A 23,339-nucleotide genomic window follows, 5' to 3' on the forward strand; every position below is an offset into this window, starting at 1 on the left:
ATTTTTTCAGGTCCGATCGCTACGGCAACAAATGGGAAAGACAGATGAGCAAAACGCCAAACAGCACATCCTTTCCTGTTGCGATGATCGCGGACACCACATGCGAGGGCAAGATGACCAAAGCACCTGAGGCCAACAATCGTCCGGCGGCTGACTCGACGGACGGAGATCGCAAATCTCAAGTTCAACAATGGATCAATGGTAAACTTGGTCGTTGGGCGGGTCGAGGCGCGGCTGGCAGCCTCATGTCCACGTTGATGGCCTTGCCTGCCTTGTCACAAGCAACCATCGAAGAGCTTTACGCCTTCCAGTTCGCAGAGACAATTCCGGGTGTACGCTCCGCCAAGTTGCTGAAAAACGGCGATGTTCTTCTGAAAATGGCGGACGGTCGGACGATGATCGTGGCGGCGGAAAACGTGCAGGTTCTGGACAGCGGCGCAATCATGATCGCGGAAGCGGCGGTTGCTGAAATCGCCCAGTTCAGCGCAGCTGAAGCCGGTGCAGCAGCTGGCGGAATCAGCGGCGCCGGGGCTGCATTGGGCGGCCTCGGGCTGGCCGGCGCAGCTGCCGCTGCGGGCGGAGGCGGTGGCGGCGGCGGCGATTCCCCGGAACCTGTCGCGCCAGCGCCTAAACCCCAACCCCAACCGGAACCGAGCTATACCAGCCTGAACCTGGCCGAACTTCAGGCAACGGCATTGAACAGTGCCATTACCAATGCCGCCGCACCCGAAGGAACATCGATAGTCGAGGTCACGATAGGTTCGCTGGTCAAAACCGTAACACCCAACGATGACGGCAGTTGGAGCATTTCTCTCACTGCGGCCGAAGCAAATGCGCTTCCGCAAGGCGTCTCTACGGTGACAGTCAGACATCTGGACGATTCAGGCACGGAACTGTCCAGCGAATCCGTCAAGTTCGATATTGATACAATTCCTCCAACCCTGTCGATCACCGGGTTTTCCGATGGCGCTGTTTTGAATTCGATCGAACAGGCAACGGATCTGACGGTCACCGGAACAACCGATGCAGAAGACGGGCAGACCGTTACCGTCTCAATGAACGGGCAAAACTATTCGGGAACGGTATCCAATGGACAATGGAGCGTCACCGTTCCGGCGGCAGACCTCTCAGCCCTTCCTGATGGCGCGACGATTGCCGTTACGGCGGATGTTGCCGACGCGGCGGGAAATTCAGCACCACAGGCGAGCGGGAGCTTCGATACTGATTTCACTGCACCAACTGTTTATCTGGATCCCGTGGCTGGCGGCTCGATAGAACTGATCGACGTAGCCGGCGACCTGGCCTTGACCGGTTCCACCACGGCAGAGGATGGTCAGACCATCATCGTCACGTTCAACGGACAAGTGCATACAGGCACCGCTTCTGGCGGAAGCTGGAGTGTAACGATCCCCAATTCCGATCTGAGCAGTCTTTCCACCGGAGTACCTGCATCTGTTCTGGTAGCCGTCGAGGACGTGTCGGGCAATCCGGCAGTGCCGCTTCTAGTATCGGTTCCCGTAGACCTGACCGGTCCTTCCATTTCGATAACACCGCTTCCTGTTGGTTCCGTACTGAACGCAACCGAAGCCGGATCCGACTTGACCATCAGCGGGCTGACGTCAAATGTTGAGGATGGCCAGCAAGTTACCGTAACCCTCGATGGTCAAACATATTCCGGAACAGTATCCGGCGGGGCTTGGAACGTGACTGTGCCAGCTGGGGATCTGGCGTCCTTGTCGGATGGAGGCAACTTCTCTGTTACCGCAGATGTCGACGACGCCAGTGGCGTGACGGCACCGCAGGCCGCAGTGACACTTTCCAAGGATGTGACCGCGCCGACGCTCAGCATCGACAGTTTCTCGGACGGAGCTGTCATGAATGCAGCCGAGCGGGCCACGGATCTTTCCATCTCGGGCAGTACGACAGCTGAAGACGGACAAATCGTAACCGTCAGTCTGAACGGGCAGTCCCATAGCGCAACGGTTTCTGGCGGCAATTGGAGCGTAACTGTACCTGCTACGGATCTGACAGGTCTATCTGACGCGTCGACGGTCACCGTAACTGCGGATGTCTCGGACGCTGCCGGGAATCCGGCTCTGCAAGCGAACAACAGCTTTACCACCGATTTCACGCCACCGACGATCGGAATTTCAACCGTATCCGACGGGGCCGTCATGAACGCCGTTGAACAAGGAACCGACCTGACGGTGTCAGGAACTTCCGATGCGCCGGACGGAACAGTTGTTACCGTCGAAATCACGCGCGCTGACGGCACTACGGACGTCACCGGAACGGCAACGGTAACCGGGGGCACTTGGACCTATACGGCAACCGTGACAGATTTGTCTGCCCTGCAAGACAACGAGACTTACAATATCAATGCGTCGATCTCGGACGCGGCGGGAAACAACAATCAAACCACGACAAGCTTTGCCACTGACTTCACAGCACCTTCGATAACCATAAACAGTCTGCCTGTGGGTGCCGTGTTGGACGTGACCGAGAGGGGCGTGGATCTTGCAATCTCAGGCACGACCACGGCTGAAGATGGCCAGACCGTTTCGGTCACATTCGGCGGGCAAACCTATACAGGCGTTGCATCAAATGGTTCGTGGGCAGTTACCGTTCCAGCAAGTGATCTTGGAATGCTCTCTGACGGAACGAGCTATACCATTTCCGCCACTGTTGACGATCTGGCCGGAAACAGCTCGGCCGCGGCGAACAGCTCACTTTCCACAGATTTTCGCCCCCTGTTGACGTTGAACGATGTCGGGGTCAACAATTCGATTGGTCTTGCCGATGCCAAAGCTTCCGGAATTACTCTCGGCGGGTCATCGACCGGATTGTCAATCGGCCAGTCGGTGGATGTCACGTTAAACGGCAGTTCGGTCGGATCTGCAACGGTGGCCGCAGACGGATCCTGGTCGCTGGCTGTCGCGGCGTCCGACTTTTCGGCAGTGGAGGCAGGTGATGACCTTGTCTTTTCCGCGCAGGCGACCGTCGCGGGTGGACCAGATCCGCTGCCGGTTTCCGAGCAGGCCGTTGCGCATGAACCCGCCGCCTATGTGATCTCTGAAGTTGGGCGCTCGGGATCTACGGTGACATTCGCAATCCATGCCGAAGCCGACCGCGATATCTCTGACGGTCTGGCTTTGACGGCAGAGCTCGGATTTGACCCTTCGGTTGTCACATTCAACACGGCGTCGGTTTCGGAAAACAACGCCTTCGATTTGTTCTTGGCCAGCCCGGGCGCCGGGGGCGCGATGAATTTTGCTGGCGCGGCGACAACCTTTACAGATCTTTCTCAGCCGCTTGTCACTTTCACGATGACGATCCAGGACTCCAGCCAGCCTATTGAGCTGACAATCAAAACGTCTGATGGCGGGCCAACGACAGTGCAGTTTGGCACCATTGGCGATGACACGCTCACCGCTGCGAATACGGACACCATCACGCGCGGCGGTGACGGCGACGATACCATTGATGTTTCTGCGGCAGGGCGAGACATCGTCGTCTTCGAGGCCGACCCGGCCAGCAATGGTACAGACACTGTGACTGGCTTTACGATTGGCCCGGCTGCGGATGTAACCGACGCATTGATGTTCCATGGGCTGGACACCAATACGCTTCGCGGTGATGGCACCGGATTCGAATTGCTTTCCACCGGAGACACGTTGGGCACGAACACCGGATTTGTCGGCCTCAGCACGGTACTCACCGACCTCAACCTCAGCACAATCGAAGCCGCTGTCGAGAGTCTTGCCGGAGCCATGGCGGGCGATGAGCTTTACGTGATGGCAACCGACGGAACAGACAGTGTTCTGGTCAAGGTAGATTTCCAGGCGGCGAACGATGCCAGCGTTGAAACCGTGGCCACGTTCCAAGACCTGAGCGATCTGAGCGGCCTGACCGCAGATAACATCCTGCACACCGACCCGACCGGGGCAACGGCCTGATCCAGACCGGCGCACATACAGACGTAATTCAACATCATGAGGCGGTTATGGCACAGAATGGATTAACTCCGGTCAGTCTTGGACGACATGGTCATCGGTTCTGGAGGCGGTTCACCTCGTTCGATTTCGCACGGACTATGGCAGATTGCCCTGTGGTCGAACTAGAAATTCTTCAGGCCGCCGCCACATTTCCAATCACTTTTCGGAAATCTGAACACGGGTTTTATCCAGTGGTTGTATTGTCCGTGCAACCGGACCAGCCTACGCCATTTGTGTCAGCACATGGCAAATGGCTCGCGACTTATGTGCCATGCGTCTTGCGCTGTGCTCCGTTCCGGCCACGACTGACTGAACCGGATGGTAACGGCCGTGACGAATTGCTTGTCGACGAAACGGCGGGGCTTATCACTGACAATCCGGAAGACGAGGTATTCTTCGACAAATCAGGTCAACTTGCGCCGGAACTGAAAAAAGTCGCAGCTTTCTTTCGCGCCCTGAAAGAGTCGATGAAACACACAACGCATCTGTGTCGTGTTCTTGCTGACATGGGATTGTTTGGTTCACTGACCACTTTTCAGGGAGTTGAGTTTCCGAGCGGGCATTTTGGCGTCACGCAGAACGCCCTGGAGAAAATTCCCCGCGCGCACTTGTCACTGCTTACTTCGAATGGGGGGTTGCGACTGATTCACGCTCATCAGATTTCGCTGACCCACAGTATCTGGCTGACACACGCACATGCCCGCGCGCATCGGGAAGCTGATACTTCTCTGACACAACAGACCACCGGTGTTTCAGGGTTCTTGGACGCGTTGGTTGCGGCGCAACAGAAAGAAGAAGCCATGGACCATTGCAGGCAGGAGGGTCATCATGCGTTCCTGTAAAGCAGTTTTGTCCTGGGTTGCGTTCGCTCTGCTCGCAATACCGTTGTCCGCCTGCACGCCCCCTCCTGATTTGACTCTAGTGGCAGTGTCTTTTGCACCCGGGACCACCGGTGCCGGGGCAGTAAAGCCATCGTTAAAGCTCAGCAGTAGTGCATTCGGGCAACGCGTGCGCCAGGCGGTAGAGACAAGCCCGACATTGGCGCAAAGCAATACAAGGATGGATATCGCATCAGCCAATCAAGATGCAGCGGAAGGCGCCTTTCTTCCGCAGATTTCGTTGGGAATAAATGCACGGTCCGAACGGGTCGAATCGGACATTGCAGATGTTTCACCCTATCTGAGAATTTCACAATTGGTTTATGACGGTGGGGCTGCCTCGGGGGATCTGACGGCAGCCCGGGCACGTGTTCTGGAAACACGGGGCGATCAAATTCAGACGGCATCAGCCACGGCGCTGGCCGCCATCGAGACCTATGTGCTTGTCATTGATCAAAGAAAGTTACTCCGCATCGCGGCTGACAATGTCTCGGTTCATGAAGAACTGGTGCGTCAGATTTCGGACCGCACAGCGGGCGGCGCCGGTTCAAATGCAGATGTTCTGACCGCGCAGTCCAGAATGGCAGATGCACGCACAAGACTGGCTGACGCACGATCACGAACTGATCGGGCCGAAGCGCGGTTTCGAGAAGTGTTCGGGACTTTTCCCGGCTCATTGCCCCCTCCTGTACCAGCTCCACCGCTGAATAGAAGTGATGCCCAGATCGTAATGAACAGCCCTCAGATCCGCAGGGCGGATGCCCGCTTGCTGGCAGCCAAAGCCGAATGGTCGGCCGCGCAGGCACGGCGCAAACCGAACGTTCGGGTCGCCGCATTTGCCAACCAGGATGACACTCGGGACGCAAATTTTGGCGTGGATCTTTCTTTCAACTACGAGCTTGACAGCACCGGCCAACGCCGCGCCGCCATCGCAGCAGCAGAAGCCAAAGTGAAAGAAGCGGAGTTCGCGAGAGAGCAATTGGTTCGCGAAATCATGCGGGAGCTGGGCTTTATTCGATCCGATCAAAAAGCAGGCGCAGAACGGCTGCGCGCGGCCCGTATTGCGGCAGCTGCCAATGCCGACAGTGTTACTGCATCCCGCGCACAGTTCTCGATTGGGCGTCGCAGCCTGATCGAAATTCTGGACGCTCAACGCGATTACGTAAATGCGCAAGAACGCCTGATTCTGGCCGAACAGAGTTATTTTCTGACCAACTACGCGGCACTGAGCCTTACCGGAGACATTCTGGACCTGCTCGGACTTTCGCTTGGCAATTGGAACGAGGTGAAATGAGCACGTTGAAATCAATGCCGGATCGCGCCCGTTTGACATGCTACGAAGCCTGCATTCTGAATATCGCCGCGACGCTTGAACGCCCTCTGACCCTTGCAACGATCCAGGCGTCGCAGACCGGTTCGGACGGGGATCTGACTGTTCGTGACATCCTCTCGGTGGCGGAAAACACAGGTCTACAGGCGGGCTATGGCGCGCGGCGCATCGCGAGTTTTGACGAAGCATTGGCTCCGGCCTTGTTGCTGATGACCGAAAACAAGGCGGTTGTGTACCATGGCCGCGCAAAAAACGGTGCCTTGCTGGTCTATGACCCGGAACTTGGCGAAGGAATCGGCGAAGCTTCAGAAGAACAGCTGGCCAAGTCCTACACCGGTTTCGCTGTCTTGTTTCGGCGAAATCATACAGATGAATTGGACACCGGTCACACGGCTTACCGAGGTCATTGGTTTCGCGCGGCGCTGTCCGCCAATCGATGGACTTACATACAAGTTGCTCTCGCTGCGGCACTGGCAAACCTTCTTGGCTTGTCGACCTCAGTTTTTATCATGGTTGTCTATGATCGCGTGTTGCCCAATGAGGCAACCGAATCGCTCATTGCCTTGACGGCGGGCGTGGCCTTGGCGCTGCTATTTGACTTCGCGCTAAAATTGCTGCGAGCAGCGTTCATCGACAAGGCCGGGCAAAAAGCCGACTTGCTCATGGGGCGGCGAATTTTCGACCACGTTCTGAATATCCAGATGAAGTCACGCGCGGGTTCCACCGGCGCTATGACCAGTACCATCCGTGAGTTCGAGACCCTGCGTGAGTTCTTCACGTCCGCAACGCTTGTTGCCGTCGTGGATCTGCCGTTCATCTGGTTGTTCGTGTTTGTGATTTACCTGGTCGGCGGACAACTGGCATTGGTCCCGGCTCTGGCCGTGCCTGTGGTTCTGCTGACAGGTTTGGCCGTACAGCCGCTTCTGTCCCGCATGGCAGAAAAGAGCCTGTCTGACGGGCAATCCAAACAATCGGTCCTCGTAGAAGCTGTCTCGGGCCTTGAAACTATAAAGACAACGGCCGCGGGCCGGCAAATGCGTTCCCGATGGGAGCAGGCGATAGAACGGCAATCCTCGCACGGTGCTCAGAGCCGGGCCGTTACACAATTTGCTCTTAACCTCACCGGTTTTACGCAACAAGCGGCACAGGTGTTGATCGTATTTTATGGTGTTTTTCTGATCACAGACGGTCAGACCAGCATGGGCGCTTTGGTTGCCTCGGTGATGCTGACAGGGCGGGCACTGGCACCTTTGGGGCAGTTGGCGCAAACGTTGACAAGGCTTAACCAAGCCCGAAGCGCATACCGAAACCTCAACGCGCTGATGATGGCGGAAAGCGAACGCCCACAAGGCCGAACATGGGTGAACCGGCCCCATTTCAAAGGGGCGATCGCCTTCAACAACGTGTATTTTTCCTACCCTGATCAGGGGGAAGATACCCTGCAAGGCGTTTCATTCACGATCAAACCGGGTGAAAAGGTGGCGATCCTGGGTCAGATTGGCTGCGGGAAAAGCACCATCGCACGTCTTTTGCTTGGATTGTACGCGCCGCGTGTAGGATCTGTCACATTCGAAGGCCTTGATATCCGCCAGATCGATCCTGGTGATCTGCGACGCAATATCGGATCCGTCCTGCAGGATATATGGCTCTTTTCCGGATCAGTCCGGGACAATATCGCAAGCGGCACAATCCGGCCAAAAGATCACGAACTGATCGAAGCAGGCCGCGCCGCCGGGGTTGAGGATTTCGTGGCCAACCATCCCGGGGGTTACGATCTTCAACTCGCGGAACGCGGCGAAGGCCTCTCTGGCGGACAGCGGCAAGCCATTGCCCTGGCAAGGGCACTCATAGGCCGTCCGCCGGTTCTCCTGCTGGATGAACCAACAAGCGCGATGGATGTCAAAACCGAAGCCCAGGTTATCCAACGTCTGAAAGAATGCACGGCAGAGTCCACCATGGTTGTCATTACACACAGAACCAGCCTGTTGGAGCTTGTTGACAGGGTCATCATCCTTGAACACGGGAAAATCGCGGCGGATGGCCCCAAAAGCATGCTGACGCAACATGTTCGTCGGACAGGGAGGCACCTGAATGTCGCAGCATCCTGATCTGGCCACCCTGGCGCGCGAGATGCAGGGACGCTCTCCTGTTCGGAGTTCCTTGCTGCTTTTGGTGATTCTGCTCTGCCTGATCGCCGCGCTATTGTGGGCGCATCTGACCGAACTGGACGATGTCACGCGCGTGGACGGCCGGATCGTGCCTTCCGGAGACATCCAGCTGATCGAAGCCACCGAGCCCGGCGTATTGCAGTCGTTGCATGCGCGCGAAGGCCAACTGGTCGAAAAAGGTTCACTGCTGATGGAACTGGAAACAACCCAAATTGACAGTCAGCTCAGTCAGGAACAGCAACGCGCGTTCGGGCTGATGGCGCGCATCCAACGTCTTCGGTCCGAAATTGATGGGACACAACTGGATTTCGATGTTCAACTGATCAACGGCGCGCCTACCGTCGTGCAATCCGAAACTGCACTGTACCAAGGCCGGCAGGCTGAGTTGGAGGCAGAAATAGCCATCCTGGAGCGTCAGCGTCAGCAAAAACAGCGAGAGTTTGAGGAAGGCCTGGTCGATCAAGTGACGGCAGAAGAAACCCTGGTGGTCCTGGCCGAAGAGAGGGCCATCATGGCGCCGCTGGTCGAGCGTCAAATGGAGCCTGCAACAACATTGCTTGCGTTGCGGCGGAGTGAAGCCGAATGGCGCGGTCGCAAGGTGCGGGCAGAAGCTGTGACCAACAGGTTGCAAACGGGCTTGGACGAAATCGATGATCGGATTCAAGCGGTGCGAAGCCGGTTTCGCAGCGCCGCGCTGACGGATCTGGCGCTTGCTACTGCCGAGCTGGCTGCCTTGCAACCCGCCCTGCCCGCTTTGCGCGACCGGGCGTCAAGGGCACAGGTTCGGTCTCCGGTACGCGGCATTGTAAACCGGATTCATCGCTCCACCATCGGCGGTCTCGCCCGCAGTGGAGAGGACCTTGTTGAAATCGTGCCGCTGGACGACACATTGCTGGTTGAAGCCTATGTAAAGCCTGAGGATATCGCGTTTTTGCACGCTGGTCAGCCTGTGAAGGTCAAAATCACGGCTTATGACTTCGCACGATACGGGGCGCTGGATGGTGAAATCATCCGCATCGGTGCAGACACGGTCACACGATCAGAGCGGAATGACGAAGAGGTCTTTGTGATCGAGATCCGAACCAAAAGCACCATGCTTGATGGGAATGGCGTAGCGGTCGAAATCATACCTGGAATGATCGCCGAAGTGGACATTCTGTCTGGCCGCAAAACAGTGCTGGACTATATTCTGCAACCGGTTGTGAAGATAAAGGATCAGGCATTGCGCGAATGAGCGATGGGGCAATTGGGGACAGATGTGTCACTTCCGATACGGAAATCACGGTGTCAGCAGCTTCAGCACGGAAGGCTCGAAAGGGTCAATCAGACATGGAAAACAACTCATCTGACCAAGTTTCTGCCGGTTGGATCTGCGACTACTTCCAACCGACATCACCCAAGAATATATAACCCGCCCCATAGATCGTCTTGATCAACCGCGGGTTCTTGGGATCCTCTCCCAGCTTGGTACGCAACCTGGAAATCCGAACATCCATCGCCCTGTCAAAACTGTCTCCGGCTGCGCCGCCCAGGGACTCCTGCATTTGTCCCCTGCTGATCAGCCGCTTGGGGCTTTCCAGAAACAGCCGCAGGACTTCCCCCTCTGCATGGCTGAACGGCGTTTCGTCACCTGATTCACTTTCAAGGACGTATCGGTCAAAATGTGCGGTCCAGCCGTTGAATTCCGCCGTGTCCGAATGAGAGGTCTGAGTGCGGGGTGTTCTTAACCTTGCCCTGATCCGCGCCACGACTTCCGCAGGGTCAAACGGTTTTGTAATATAATCGTCTGCCCCAAGTTCCAGCCCCGTAACACGGTCCTGCACCTGCGCGCGCCCCGAAATGATGATCACGGCCGCGCCTTGTTCCAACGCCAGACGATGAACCAACGCCAGCCCATCCGTATCCGGCAATGACAGGTCGACCAGACAGACATCGGGCGTCACACGGTTGAGCGCAGCCTCGAATTCTCGCGCGCGGGAAAAACTCTGCGTACGGAAACCGGCATCCTCCAAAGCGTCCGTCAGGATGCGTCGGATTTCGGGTTCGTCGTCGAGGATGGTAACCAGCGGTTGCGTCATCAGGCGGCCTCGGTTTGGATCAGGGCTGACAATTGAGCCTGCGAAAACGGTTTACGCAACACCGGGGCCAACGCAAGGGCGCGCTGGTACAACGGGTCCGAACTGGGCAGCGATGTCATAAGGATACATGGCAATCCCGGCTTCACCTGCCGCAAAATATCCAGACCTGTACCACTTCCTTCGAGACGGATATCGGACAGGACAAGAGAAATGTCTTCAACGCTGTCTATCAACGCCAGCGCCTCATCTACCGAATTGGCCTCGATGACGGCGAAGCCCAGCTCTACCAGCATATCCCGAAACTGCCCCCGCAAATCTTCGCTGTCTTCGACCAGAAGCACCAAACCGCCTTGCACGGGCGGAGCTGGCCGATAGGGCAACCGCAAAACGACGGATGCGCCCGATGGCGTGTTCTTGAGGTTCAGATCGCCCCCGGCTAGCTTGACAGTGTCATACACCATGGGCAGTCCAAGCCCCGACCCGTCGCTTCCCTTGGTGGTAAAGAACGGGTTCAGCGCCTTTTCCAGCGCCTCAGGTGTAAAGCCCGGGCCGGTGTCCGATACAGTGATTTCAACCCAGATTTCTCCGATGGTATGCGCGCTGATTGTAATCTGGCCCGAACTGCCGCAGGCATCCCGCGCATTCAGCACCAGGTTCAGCAACGCATCCTGCACCATTCCCGGGTCCAGCATCAAAGCCCGGTCGGGCAAAGTGTTGACCACCGACAAACCGACGCCGCGCGGCAAGGAAGGCGAGGCCAATATTCTCAGGTCTTCCAGCAGCGCCTTCATGTCCGTGGCCTGAGGATGTGGCGTTCGGTTCCCGGTCATGTCCGCAATCCGGTTCAGCAATTGCCCACCCCGACGCGCCGTTTGCTGTGTCGCGGCAACCAGCTCATGTGCTTCATCCGACAGGTCCATTTTGTTCAGTTTGGACTGCATCCCAAGGATGATCGTCAGCAAGTTGGAGAAGTCATGAGCCAATCCACTGGTCATCTGGGCGGCCATAGCTCGGCGGCGCGTTTGCTGCAAAACGACGCGCGCCTGCGTTTCTTCGGTGATATCAACCGACATTACATAGACGCCACCGGCGTCATCCGGCGTGAATGAAACGCGGATGCGGCGGGAATCCTGATCCTCGTTGAACTCGAATACGGAGGTTTCTCCGTCATAGGCTTTTGCCAGATGCGTTTTGACCCGCCGATACGCGGCGGCACCAAGCGCTTCGGATATGTGAAGCCCAAGAATCTCCGACGGACGTCCGGGCAGGACCGCGCTCAAACGGCGGTTGGAGTAGTCATATCGACCAGTGCGATCCAAATGCGCGATATGAGCCGGCATCATTTCGGTCATCATGCGTGTGCGGGCTTCGATTTCGGTCAGCTCGCGTTTGGCCTCTTCCAATGCCTTGATCGTGGCCGCAAGCTTTCGGTTGGTTGCAGACAGTTCTTCGGCGTGGCCGAGCAATTGTTCCGACAATTCTTCTGATCGCGCCCGCAGCAGGTTTTCTGCACGCCGGGTGCCGGTAATGTCAGTGTAGACCGCAACCCATCCGCCCTGTGGCAACGGCGCGCCTTCTATCGAGATAACCTGCCCGTTGGGCCTTACGCGCTCCATGTAATGAGGCTCGAAAGCCAAAGCCTGCTCGACACGCAGGTTCACCATTTCTTCCACACTTTCTTCGTCACCGTATTCGCCACGGCTGGCGAGAAAATGGATGGTATCCCGAAACAAAGCTCCGCGTTCGACCAGCTCGTCCGGCAGGTCGAACATTTCCTTGAACCGACGATTGCTCAGCACCAGTTTCAGGTTGCTGTCATAGATCGAAAGCGCCTGACCGATGAGATTCAGTCCGGCGGTCGTCATCGCCTTTATGCGCTGTTCGGTGATGTCCAGGTTCGTCTTCTCCACGCCCCATGGGTACCATCAGAATTGATGCGCCGGTAGTGGAATTGATGAACGACAAAACGTCTCATGCAACTTGCCTGATCCGACTGAAAAGAGCGCGAAAACGTGCCGTGATCCTAATATCTGGAACGGGACTTCGCGCCTTCGGCAGTGATGGAGTGCAACGACAAGGTATGATCCATGTTTCGCATCCGATGGCGCAGCATCTGTCTGCTCAACCGGGCAAGATCGGCCGCAAACGCGGGGTTTTCCCCAAGGTTTTCGAATTCTCCCTGTCCCTGGTGATCAAACAGGATCGGCGGCAGGTCGGCTGCAAACTCGATCAACGTGAACCGTTCGTCCCGCAATATTCCCAGACAGGAATCACTGTTGCCCGTTCCCAACCTCCGTTGCCAGAGGGTCGGTTCTTCGGGTTCCGAGAAATCCAGCTCGCTGAAGGAATAGCTGCGCCAGTCATCGGGAACGTCGCCGTGCAACAAGGGCAGCAAAGACCTGCCATCCATGGCGTTTGGAACAGTCTGCCCAATCCAATCAAGGATGGTCGGCGTGACATCAATCGACTCGGTAGGAACGGTCACTTTCGCGCCGGCCATGGCCTCGTTCCCCGGAAGGCGTATCATCAACGGTGTGTGATAGGCCGCGTCGTACACAGTCATTTTGCCCCAGCTGTACCTGTCGCCCAGCATTTCGCCATGATCAGCCGTTATGACCAGCATGGTATCGTCGTATTGCCCGCTGTCCTTGAGATACTGAACGACGCGCCCGATATGGTGATCGACCTCGGTCGCCAATCCCAGATAAACGGCACGCAAAGTGCGGATGTTTTCATCGGTTGGCTCAACGTCAGCAAAGCCATGAACGAACTTTTCTGCCGTATAGGCGTCCAGTTTTGGTCCGAAAAATGGATGCAGCGCCTTTTCAGCGGCTTCGCTCGGCAGGCGTTTCGGCAGAGGGATTTCCACCGGATCGTACATGTCGTTATACGGGGCGGGCGCAACCAAAGGTGGATGAGGACGGATGTAAGTCAGATGAGCAAACCATCCCTCGCCTTGATGAGGTGCAATCCCGTCCAGAAACGCATCGGTCAGGAAGGTTGTGTCGCTGTGTTCTGCCCGATACAAGGCCGGGTCGTTCAGCTTGGGCGTTTGACCATCCGGTGAGACAGGCTTGTAGACATCCCAATATGTATCGAACGTATAGCCATTTTTCATCAAATATGATCGCCAGGGGTAAGACTCTTCCAGGCGCATTTCGACAACTTCAAGGAACCCGTTCATCGATTGCTCGTAAGATTTGAGCACGGGGTCGTTGGGATCATGGACTCGGGGATCGGCAGACGTATCGGTGTACCCGAACAGCATCGGCATATAACCCGCCTTTCGCATTTCCGTGGCGATGTTCGGCGTATCATGACGCAGCGGAGTACCATTTCGCGCGGAACGGTGGTTCATCGCGTATTGGCCGGTTAAAATCGATGCGCGGGATGGCCCACAGGGATTGGTAACAGAGAAGTGGCGCGTAAAACTTACCGCTTCGTCCATGAAAGCCCGAAGGTTCGGTAGCTGCACGTGCTCGGCCAGAGCGCCGTTCAGGCAATCTGCCCTCAATTGATCGATGATGATGAACAGAACGTTCTTGGCGTGATGCATACCGACTTCTCCGAATTCCGCACCCAGGGTTCCGCAGCGGAATGTGTCCCGCTTCCGTTTTTCGCGCAACCGATTAGTCGAACAGCCCTGCGTTTTCTTTTCCGGACTGACTTGAGCCGCGAAAAGTAACGCCCAGGTCTCCAGTTATGCTTGCTCCTGCTCATGGTCCGGCGTGACGCCAAGGCCATCCTTTGCGGCAAAAACCGGGTCAAAGGGCACAAAGTCATTGCAGGCATTGAAGGTTTTACTTCACATGGCACCATGACGCAGCCAACGATCACATCAGAGCGCGACGCCAGCGGCAATCAAGTGCGCATTTCTGGTGAGTTGCTCACACAATCCCTGCAAACCGTAGAGCGTGATTTTGCTGCGGTCCAACCTTGCGGGGGCAAGGTCGTTTTTGACCTGTCCGGTATAGAAGCACTGGATACGGGCGGAGCCTGGCTGGTTGCGGACCTAGGCCGGAGGTTCACGTCAATCGGTGCCACGCTGGAGTTTCAAGGCGTGAAACCCGCACATGCGACACTGATAGACACGGTGACACGCAGCATCCCGGACAAACCCGGCAAGCTTGAGGAACCTCGCGGTTTTCTGGACTGGGTCGCTCATGTGGGTCAAGGCACATTCGGGGCCTGGAAGGATACCCTGTCGATCCTCGAATTTCTGGGCCTTACCCTGCACCGCTTGTTTCGGACCCTGGTCATGCCGTGGCGCCTGCGCAAAGCGGCCCTTGTCACTCATATGGAGGAAACCGGGGCCAAAGCCCTTCCCATCGTGGCCCTGATGGGTTTTCTGATCGGTGTCGTGCTGGCCTTTCAGGGTGCGACACAATTGAAACAGTTCGGGGCCGAGATCTTTGTGGTCGAACTGATTTCGATCTCGATTCTGCGAGAGCTGGGAATTTTGCTGACCGCGATTATTGTTGCCGGCCGCTCGGGTTCGGCATTCACGGCCTCGATCGGTTCGATGAAAGTTCAGGAAGAGATCGACGCCATGCGGACGCTGGGCCTTGACCCGATCGAGGTTCTTGTCATTCCACGTGTTTTGGCGTTGCTGATCATGCTGCCCATTCTTGGGTTTGTCGCAGATATGGCCGGCCTGTTCGGCGGCGCACTGATGAGCTGGATCGATCTGGGCGTAAGCCCGGGCATGTTTGTCACTCGTCTGAAAGAAAACACCGATGTCTGGCAACTTGCAGTTGGTTTGATCAAGGCACCGTTCTTTGCATTGGTCATCGGGGTCATAGCCTGCTGGCAGGCCATGCAGGTCAAAGGATCTGCCCAGAGTGTCGGGCAGCGTACAACCGCCTCGGTCGTGCAATCCATTTTCATGGTGATTGCAATCGACGCATTGTTTTCGATTTTCTTTTCCGAAATCGGAATCTGACATGAACGATAGCACGCAACACGAAACGGAACAGAACGCATCGCAGCGTGACGCCGTGATCCGCGTTCGCGGTCTCAGGAACCAATTCGGAACGCAGGTGGTTCATGACGATCTGAACCTTGATGTCTGGCGCGGTGAGGTTCTGGGCATTGTTGGCGGGTCCGGAACCGGAAAATCCGTCTTGCTTCGTACAATTGTGGGCCTGAACAAACCTGCTGCTGGCAGTATAGAAGTGCTGGGAGTGGATGTCCTGAACGGCCCCGAAGAGGAACGCCGCAGGATCGAACGCCGCTGGGGCGTGGCCTTTCAGGACGGTGCGCTGTTTTCATCGCTGACCGTATTGCAAAACGTGATGGCCCCACTGCGAGAACATACGGGCATCAGTGAAAAACTGATGGAATCGCTGGGTGCGTTGAAGATCAGCCTTGTGGGTCTGCCCCAGCTGAGTTGCGGCAAGTTTCCATCGGAACTGTCGGGCGGCATGCGAAAGCGCGCCGCCCTGGCACGGGCGCTGGCGCTTGATCCCGAAATCGTTTTTCTGGATGAACCGACCGCCGGATTGGACCCGATTGGCGCGGCTGCATATGATGAACTGATCGGCGAATTGCAGCAGGCACTCGGGCTGACGGTTTTCATGGTCACCCATGATCTGGACAGCCTTTACGCCATCTGTAACCGAATTGCAGTGCTTGCAGAAAAACGCGTGCTGGTTGAAGGTCCGATTGAGGATATGACCAAAGTGGATCATCCTTGGGTGCAGGAATATTTCACAGGCCCCCGCGCCCGCGCGGCGCAACAGAAGGGTCAGGACAGGTAAAGGCGATGGAAACCAGAGCAAATTACATCCTGATCGGCGCGTTCACCCTTGCGGGGCTGTTGGGCGTATTCGGCTTTTTCCTGTGGTTGGCGAAATTCGAAGTGACCCGCCAATACGCTTATTACGATGTATTGTTCGATAACGTCTCGGGGCTTTCGGCGGCGGGCGGGGTGAATTTCAACGGCCTTCCTGTTGGGCAGGTGATCTCTCTGAACCTGGACGAGGACGATCCCTCCAAGGTTCGCGTGCGAATAGAAGTGGATGCAGATATTCCGATCACCGAAGAAACGATCGCCCAGCTTCAATCGCTGGGTGTTACCGGCGTCGGTTACGTTGAACTTACCGGCGGGTCACCGACTGCCAAAAGGCTGCCGCAAGACAGCGTGATCAAAAGCAAGCGCAGCACCATCCAGTCATTGTTTGAAGGCGCACCAAAAGTGCTGGACGAGGCCGTTACACTTCTGGAAAGCCTGAACAAGGTCGTCGACGACAAGAACCGGCAAGCCGTGAGCAGCATTCTGGACAACCTTGCCTCTGCGACCGGTCGGCTGGACAAAACATTGACAAGCTTTGAATCCGTGGCCAGCGACATTGGCAGTGCAGCCAAGGATATCGGTGAATTTTCAAAACGTCTGGACCCTTTAATCGAAACGGCGGATACGACCCTCAAGACCGGCACGGAGACGCTCAATTCGGTCAAGTCCGCGTCCGAGTCAGCCAGGGCCGCGCTGGACGAAGCGAAAACGACGATCGAAACGGCAGACCGCATCTTGCAGCAAGACGTTCGACCTTTCATCGAACGCGGGTCCCAACTGGCCGAACGGTTGACCCTCTTGTCGGATGAAGGCAGCGTCACGCTGGGGATCGTGAACGAGACCGTGTTGAACGCCAACACGACACTTGGTTCGATCACATCTGCAATGGACACGGCCAAAGGTGCGCTGTCTTCGGCGGAAACGGCCTTTGAATCAGCCAACCGCGTCATGGAAGAAGACGTGGCGCCCGTTGCGGAAGATATCCGGAAGGCGGCCAACCAGGTCACCGAAACAGTCTCGAACATCACCGGTAAGATCGATCAGATTTCAGACGATGTCCTGAGCGCGTCGAACTCTGCCTCAGAGCTGCTGGGGACAATTGACGGCATCGTGCAGACCAACCGCCGGCAGGTGTCAGACTTCCTGCGCGTGGGTCTGCCGCAATTTATCCGCTTCGTCGAAGAATCCCAACGCCTGGTAATCAGCCTCGACCGTCTGGTGGACAAGGTCGAACGTGATCCTGCGCGGTTTCTGCTGGGCACCCAAGCATCGGAGTTCCGTCAATGATCAAGCCTGCAATTGCAATTCTGACGTTTGCATTGGTCGGTGGATGTGCCGGGTTGGGCACTTTGAAACAAGCCGCGAAACCCAACGATCTGTATCTGTTGACACCCAAAAGCACGTTTTCGTCAGCGCTGCCGCGAATACAGAAACAGATCGTTGTTGAAGAACCAACGGCAACCGCCGCGGTGAACACGGATCAGATCGCCATTCAGCCCACCCCGTTTCAGGTTCAGTATTTGCCACGGGCGCGATGGGTGGATCGCGCACCCCTGATCGTTCAGACGCTGTTGATCGAAAGCTTTGAGAACTCTGGCAAAGTCGCTGCCGTCGGCCGTTCAACGGTTGGTCTGCGCGCTGATTACGTGATCGCACCGGACCTGCGCGAGTTTCAGGGCATCGTTGTCGCGGATCCCGAGAACGGAGACAAAATCCGTATCGAAGTGCGCATGAACATCAAGGTCATCGATGAATACGACGACAAGATTATCGCTTCGAATTCGTTTCAGGAAAATGTCGTTGCCGCAAGCGACCAGACATCAGATCTGATCAAAGCGTTTGATTTGGCCTTGGGGCGCGCAATGCGGGATTCTGTTGAATGGAGCATTCGCAGGATCAACACGCATGTGGCCAACAATCCCAGATCGAACCCCAGTTGAGTTAAGCCAAGTGTCAAAACGGTGAGCGCAGGCGCAGTTCGCCCACGCCTGTTCTGGGTGAACGGCTGTTAACGGATCGGGTCTCAGAAACGAGATGCCGAAGCGCGCTCCCAATCCGCCGCGAATTCCTCGGGAACCACATCTGCCAGCAGCGCACCATCCTCCAGATAGGTGTAAAGCTCGCCATAGGTGCGCTCATGCTCGTCCGCCGTGCGCCGCAAAATGTCGCGTGGATGCAGCTCGGAAACTTTTTCCTTTCCCATCGCACCCAAGAGTTCGCGGAAACTTTCCAGTGTTGCGTCGTGATACCGGTGAACGCGCCGCCGCTTTTGCGGGATGTTCACCGCGCGCCCGCGAACTGGATCCTGGGTGGCGACCCCGGACGGGCAACGGTTAGTGTTGCAATGCAAGGCCTGAATGCAGCCCACCGCAAACATCATCGCCCGTGCCGCATTGCACATATCCGCACCAAGCGCGAATTTCTCGACCATGTCGTATCCGGTCGCCACTTTGCCCGCACAAATGATCCGGATCTTGTCGCGCAGCCCTACGCCACGCAGGCAATTGTTTACAAAAATAAGCGCCTCGTTCAGGGGCATGCCCAGACGGTTGGTGAACTCGACCGGGGCCGCGCCTGTACCCCCTTCTGATCCATCGATGGTGATGAAGTCCGGCAAAATCCCTGTCTCGAGCATGGCCTTGCAGATCGACATGAACTCGGACGGGTTGCCAATACACAATTTGAAGCCGACAGGTTTGCCGCCGGACATTTCGCGCAGATGCTGAACAAAATGCATCAACCCCGAAGGCCCTTCAAAGGCACTGTGAGTTGGGGGGGAAATCACATCCTGATGCTCGGGCACCCCGCGGATTTCGGCAATTTCGGCATCGACCTTGGCAGCGGGAAGAACGCCCCCATGCGCAGGTTTGGCACCTTGGGACAATTTGATTTCGATTGCCTTGACCACATCCTTTGTGGCCCTTTCGGCAAACTTGTCCTTGTCAAACCCGCCTTCCGGCGTTCGACATCCAAAATAGCCCGTCCCAATCTGCCAGATGATGTCGCCGCCTTCGACCAGATGGTGAGGAGACAACCCGCCTTCACCGGTATTATGGGCAAAGCCTCCGTCCTTTGCCCCGCCGTTCAGCGCGCGGATGGCGTTGGCGCTCAGCGCGCCGAAGCTCATGGCAGAAACATTGAGACGCGAGGCGCTGTACGGCTGCGTGCATTGTGGCCCACCCAACATGACGCGATCTTCGCTTTTGTCCACATGTTTGGGCGCAAGCGAATGATTTGCGCGGTGATATCCAACCTCGTTTATGTCGTATTGCGTTCCGAAGGCCTGCGTATCCATCTGGCCCTTGGCGCGGGAATAGACCAGCCCGCGTACGATCCGGTTGTAAGGTCGGCCGCTTTCGTTGGTTTCAACGAAATACTGTCGAATTTCCGGGCTGACGAATTCAAGCATGTACCGGAAATGCCCCAGAACCGGATAGTTGTTCAGAACATTGTGCTTGGTAGTCAAAACATCATAAAGGCCGATGACCGCGTAGGGCACCAGGATGACCAAAAGCCAATGTACGGGCGGCCAGAAGAACCCCAACAGCAACACGAGCGGCAGGCAGACATAGCTCAGAAAATAGTAGATCCTGCGTACAATCATGTTCCTGTCTCCTCGTGGTTCCGACCGGCAGTTGCGCGTTCCAACAGCACTCAACGTGAAACAGATTGATTTTTAATTGCAAGCTTTCGAGGGAATTTATCCGCCCAAAGACGAAAACGTGAAAACGCGTTACGGTGGCTCAACAGTTGAACAGGGTGTCGCCAGTAGATATGCCACGCATACCAGAAGACGACAGGCATTCACTTGACAAAGACGCATTCCCAACACCGGCGCGACCGAAAGAGCCTTATGTTTCTCGCCGTCTTTGCCGGAGGGGCGCTGGGATCGTTGTTGCGCGAAGTTTTCGCGCTGGAAATCCCCGGCCTCAGTTTCCTCACGTCGACCTTCGGCATCAACGTGGCGGCCTGTTTCGTCTTGGGGTGGCTGTATTCAATACGCCACAAGGTGCACGCGCATGTGCTGCATCTGGGCGCGGTCGGATTTTGTGGTGGGTTGTCCACCTTTTCGTCTTTTGTAGCTGATCTGGAACGTATTGCCGAAAGTGATCTTTGGGCCGTGCCGCTTGCTGTCGGGTTGGAAATCGCTTTCGGCATTGGCGCTGCGCTGGTCGGAGAGAAGCTGGGCAACCATTTTCATTCCGAGAGGTCACCGTCATGAATGACCTCTATCTGCATGCGATGTTCGGACTGGGCGGAGGCCTCGGGGCGGTCCTGCGTCATTGGCTGGCTTTGAAAGTGCGGCACGATTTGCCCTTTTCAACGTTGATCGTAAATGTACTGGGCAGCCTGCTGCTGGGGATCTGGATCGGCTATCTGGGCGGCCCTGTCGACATCCCCGAGGATCAAAGACGGCTGGTCTTTGGATTCTGCGGCGGGTTCACCACGTTTTCCAGCTTTGCCTATCAGTCTCTTGAACTTCGGCGCGAGCGGACTCTGGTTCTGGCAGCTGGCAATATCCTGATCAGCCTGGCGCTGTGCTGGTTCGCCCTGTGGCTTGGGCTGACCTTGACGCGCTAATGCACATGAGCGGCAACATGTGACCCGGGCTTCGGAGCGCGACAAAAGAAAAGCAATGGAATAGTGGCCAAGGCAAGCAGACCCAGATTGTTGAACACGGTCAAATAGGAAATCATCTCGGCCTGCTTCATGATTTCTTGGCCCAGAATGACAGCACCTTCAGCGCTGTCCGGCGCGAGGCCAAGCGGGCTCAGATACGCCTGGGCTGCGGGGTTGTACGGCGTCACATTCTGGCTGAGCACCGCCGTATTGGTCTGCAACCCGCGTACAACCCAGGTGCCGACCAGCGAGATGCCAACCGACGATCCCAATTGCCTTGTCACGTTGAACAGACCGGAGGCTTCGTCCTGCCGGCCTTTACTGATGCTCTCGAAAGCCAGTATCGACATGGGCACGAACACAAGACCCATCCCGAGGCCGCTGATGGCCCCCGGCCACGCGAGCTCCCAAAAACCGGCATTGAGGTTGATGGCACCCATCATGAAATTCCCGATCGCCGTCAGCAACAGACCGATGCCCGCCAGCAGGCGCGGATCAAAGCGGTTCACCAGCACGGCGCCGGTCAGAACCATGGACAGCCCTGCGGTCAGGCCACGCGGAATGAACAGATGGCCCGACGCGATGACAGGGAAATCCAGCAGGCTTTGAACAAGCGTCGGCAAAATCGCGATGCCCCCAAACAGAGACACGGCAAAACCCGCGATGATCAGATTGCACAGGGCAAAGTTTCGGTCTGCGAACAGACGCAGGTCCACAACCGAATTGCGAGAGGTTAACGCGTGAAAAATGAATCCAAACGCCCCGATAACTGCTGCGATCACGGCCACCTGGATGACGCGGGACGACATCCAGTCCAGTGTCTCGCCTTGATCCAGAACGAATTGAAGGCACCCGATTCCAAGAGCCAGCAGAGCAAGGCCTTTCCAATCGATCTGAACGTCCTCGGTTTTGTCCTCCGGCAATTCTCCGGCCAACAGAAGCAGCGCAAGGGCCGCCACGGGAACGTTGACAAAGAAGACCATCCGCCAGGAAAAATACTCGGTCAGGATTGCACCGACCGTTGGCCCCAGAACCGGCGCTACCACGACGCCCAGACCGAAGATGGCCATTGCCTGTCCGCGCTTTTCCCGCGGGAAGGCATCGAACAGAATGGACTGGGACAAAGGGATCAGGAAAGCGCCAAACATACCCTGAGCCAGCCGAAAGGCAACGATGACCTCAAGGCTCCAGGACATGCCGCACATCATCGACATGACGGCAAAACCAGTCACCGCCGTCAGGATCAACCGTCGTCGGCCCACGCGTCGGGCGACGAACCCTGTCAACGGCATGATGACCACCGCGGAAACGATATAGCTGGTCAGAATCCATGTCGCCTGATCGGTCGTCGCCCCGAATGCGGCCTGGATATGCGGCAACGCCACATTGACAATCGTACTGTCCAAGACTTCCAGAATGGCGCTGAGAACAACGGCGATCACGATCACCATATTCACATGGCCGGACGCCGCAGGGGTCATTTGCCGTCCACCGGACCTGTTGTATCTACGACAACTTTGCTGCTGCCTCCGACACGCAAGGGCGCATCGGTCGGGTCAAGCTCGATCCGAACCGGAAATCGCCGGGTGACCTTAACCCAATTCCCGCTCGCGTTTTCCGAGGGCAACAAAGAAAACGTGTCCCCGGACCCTCGCCCGATTGACGCCACCTTACCTGTAAGCGTCGTCCCAGGGAGCATATCGACACGTATCGTGACTGGCTGCCCCGGACGAATGCGCGTCAATGCGGTTTCTTTGAAGTTCGCGTCCACCCACCAATCGGACGATTCGACAATCGAAAATTGCGGGGCATTGGCGGACACCGAGGATCCGGGGCGAAGGGTCAGATTGGCGATCCATCCGTCGGCCGCGGCATGGATATTGGTCCAAGCAAGGTTGGTTTCCGCTATTTCAAGCTGTGCCCGCGCAGACAGGATATCATCCTGTTTCGCCTGCAACCCACTTTTCAGTGCCAAAAGGCTGGACTGGCTCGTCGTCAACCTAGCAGAGGCTTGGGCGAAATCCGAGGCCGTCTGATCCAGCGATGCCTGTGCGACATCGCCTGATGCGAACAGGGCTTTCGCACGTTCAAAACTCTTCAATGCAGTATCGTAGGCCGATTGGGCGCTGTCCACCGAAGCCTCAGCCGCCGCAATCTGTGTGGAATAGGATTTGGCCTGTTGTATCGCACTGTCCAGATTGGCTTTGGCTGCATCCACCGAAGCCTTGAATTGAGTGTCGTCGATCGTGAAAAGCAGATCGCCGTTTTTCACGGGCTGGTTTTCTATCACATGTACATCGGCCACCTGCCCTGTCACCTGCGCAGCGACATAAATGATGTTCGCGCCCAGATATGCATCCTGAGTGGACGGGTAGCGCTCTTCGTGCCTCCAGAACAGAACAAGACCGACTGCAATTGCTGCAAGTATCAAAGCCACGGCTGCGATTTTGAGTGGCTTCATTTTCGTATCCCTTTC

General features: G+C 56.7%; 17 protein-coding genes. 11 read left to right on the top strand and 6 right to left on the bottom strand.

All coding sequences use genetic code 11. The features are described from left to right. The first annotated feature begins 44 nt into the window (after positions 1 to 44). From FIU92_RS20095 to FIU92_RS20115, 5 genes are read left to right on the top strand one after another with little or no spacing between them, the layout of a single operon-like run. Positions 45 to 3,956: an Ig-like domain-containing protein gene (locus tag FIU92_RS20095; RefSeq protein ID WP_254705392.1), complete on the top strand. Its 3,912-nt coding sequence runs from the start codon at positions 45 to 47 to the stop codon at positions 3,954 to 3,956. Positions 3,957 to 4,003: 47 nt separating this feature from the next. Beyond that, entirely contained in the window at positions 4,004 to 4,837 is an 834-nt protein-coding gene (locus FIU92_RS20100; RefSeq protein ID WP_152460488.1) for a SapC family protein, read from the top strand. Further along, the gene (locus tag FIU92_RS20105; RefSeq protein ID WP_152460489.1) at positions 4,824 to 6,167 is read left to right on the top strand and encodes a TolC family protein; all 1,344 of its coding nucleotides are present in this window, start codon (positions 4,824 to 4,826) and stop codon (positions 6,165 to 6,167) included. Before FIU92_RS20100 ends, FIU92_RS20105 begins: the two co-directional genes overlap by 14 nt. After that, on the top strand, positions 6,164 to 8,311 hold the full coding sequence (locus tag FIU92_RS20110; RefSeq protein WP_254705394.1) for a type I secretion system permease/ATPase: 2,148 nt from the start codon (positions 6,164 to 6,166) through the stop codon (positions 8,309 to 8,311). Before FIU92_RS20105 ends, FIU92_RS20110 begins: the two co-directional genes overlap by 4 nt. Further along, positions 8,295 to 9,605, top strand: a complete 1,311-nt coding sequence (locus FIU92_RS20115) for an HlyD family type I secretion periplasmic adaptor subunit (protein WP_152460490.1) — start codon at positions 8,295 to 8,297, stop codon at positions 9,603 to 9,605. Before FIU92_RS20110 ends, FIU92_RS20115 begins: the two co-directional genes overlap by 17 nt. 142 nt (positions 9,606 to 9,747) lie before the next feature. Here FIU92_RS20115 and FIU92_RS20120 read toward each other — a convergent pair whose 3' ends face one another. The 3 genes from FIU92_RS20120 to FIU92_RS20130 all read right to left on the bottom strand — a co-directional run bounded on the left by FIU92_RS20120 (position 9,748) and on the right by FIU92_RS20130 (position 14,005). Next, positions 9,748 to 10,449, bottom strand: a complete 702-nt coding sequence (locus tag FIU92_RS20120; RefSeq protein ID WP_152460491.1) for a response regulator transcription factor — start codon at positions 10,447 to 10,449, stop codon at positions 9,748 to 9,750. Continuing rightward, entirely contained in the window at positions 10,449 to 12,314 is a 1,866-nt protein-coding gene (locus FIU92_RS20125) for a PAS-domain containing protein (protein ID WP_371419767.1), read from the bottom strand. The genes FIU92_RS20120 and FIU92_RS20125 overlap by 1 nt, the downstream gene beginning before the upstream one ends. Before the next feature lie 158 nt (positions 12,315 to 12,472). Continuing rightward, on the bottom strand, positions 12,473 to 14,005 hold the full coding sequence (locus tag FIU92_RS20130; RefSeq protein WP_152460492.1) for an alkaline phosphatase family protein: 1,533 nt from the start codon (positions 14,003 to 14,005) through the stop codon (positions 12,473 to 12,475). Between the two features lie 261 nt (positions 14,006 to 14,266). Here FIU92_RS20130 and FIU92_RS20135 point away from each other — a divergent pair, with 261 nt between their 5' ends. Genes FIU92_RS20135 through FIU92_RS20150 form a run of 4 tightly spaced genes read left to right on the top strand, consistent with a single transcriptional unit; the run spans position 14,267 to position 18,183 of the window. Beyond that, the gene (locus FIU92_RS20135; protein ID WP_152460648.1) at positions 14,267 to 15,391 is read left to right on the top strand and encodes an MlaE family lipid ABC transporter permease subunit; all 1,125 of its coding nucleotides are present in this window, start codon (positions 14,267 to 14,269) and stop codon (positions 15,389 to 15,391) included. 1 nt (position 15,392) lies between these two features. Continuing rightward, positions 15,393 to 16,208 (top strand): ABC transporter ATP-binding protein, encoded by an 816-nt coding sequence (locus FIU92_RS20140; RefSeq protein WP_152460493.1) that lies wholly within the window; start codon positions 15,393 to 15,395, stop codon positions 16,206 to 16,208. Between the two features lie 5 nt (positions 16,209 to 16,213). After that, on the top strand, positions 16,214 to 17,530 hold the full coding sequence (locus FIU92_RS20145; protein ID WP_152460494.1) for an MlaD family protein: 1,317 nt from the start codon (positions 16,214 to 16,216) through the stop codon (positions 17,528 to 17,530). Further along, on the top strand, positions 17,527 to 18,183 hold the full coding sequence (locus FIU92_RS20150; protein ID WP_152460495.1) for an ABC-type transport auxiliary lipoprotein family protein: 657 nt from the start codon (positions 17,527 to 17,529) through the stop codon (positions 18,181 to 18,183). Before FIU92_RS20145 ends, FIU92_RS20150 begins: the two co-directional genes overlap by 4 nt. Before the next feature lie 83 nt (positions 18,184 to 18,266). Here FIU92_RS20150 and FIU92_RS20155 read toward each other — a convergent pair whose 3' ends face one another. Next, complete coding sequence (locus tag FIU92_RS20155) at positions 18,267 to 19,847, bottom strand: FMN-binding glutamate synthase family protein (protein ID WP_152460496.1); 1,581 nt, start codon at positions 19,845 to 19,847, stop codon at positions 18,267 to 18,269. A 249-nt stretch (positions 19,848 to 20,096) separates the two neighbouring features. Between FIU92_RS20155 and FIU92_RS20160 the strand changes: the two genes are divergently transcribed. Together FIU92_RS20160 and crcB are read left to right on the top strand one after the other, a co-directional pair. Continuing rightward, positions 20,097 to 20,465 carry a CrcB family protein gene (locus tag FIU92_RS20160; RefSeq protein WP_152460497.1) on the top strand — a complete coding sequence of 123 codons (369 nt, stop codon included), beginning with the start codon at positions 20,097 to 20,099 and terminating at the stop codon, positions 20,463 to 20,465. After that, positions 20,462 to 20,824 (top strand): fluoride efflux transporter CrcB, encoded by a 363-nt coding sequence (gene crcB / locus FIU92_RS20165; protein ID WP_152460498.1) that lies wholly within the window; start codon positions 20,462 to 20,464, stop codon positions 20,822 to 20,824. The genes FIU92_RS20160 and crcB overlap by 4 nt, the downstream gene beginning before the upstream one ends. Here the strand turns inward: crcB and FIU92_RS20170 are convergent. Both FIU92_RS20170 and FIU92_RS20175 read right to left on the bottom strand, forming a co-directional pair. Beyond that, complete coding sequence (locus FIU92_RS20170) at positions 20,821 to 22,344, bottom strand: DHA2 family efflux MFS transporter permease subunit (protein WP_152460499.1); 1,524 nt, start codon at positions 22,342 to 22,344, stop codon at positions 20,821 to 20,823. The two genes, crcB and FIU92_RS20170, sit on opposite strands and share 4 nt — an antisense overlap. After that, entirely contained in the window at positions 22,341 to 23,324 is a 984-nt protein-coding gene (locus FIU92_RS20175) for an HlyD family secretion protein (RefSeq protein WP_152460500.1), read from the bottom strand. Before FIU92_RS20175 ends, FIU92_RS20170 begins: the two co-directional genes overlap by 4 nt. Between the last annotated feature and the right edge of the window lie 15 nt (positions 23,325 to 23,339).

The sequence above is a fragment of the Ruegeria sp. THAF33 genome, assembly GCF_009363615.1.
Taxonomy (GTDB): domain Bacteria; phylum Pseudomonadota; class Alphaproteobacteria; order Rhodobacterales; family Rhodobacteraceae; genus Ruegeria.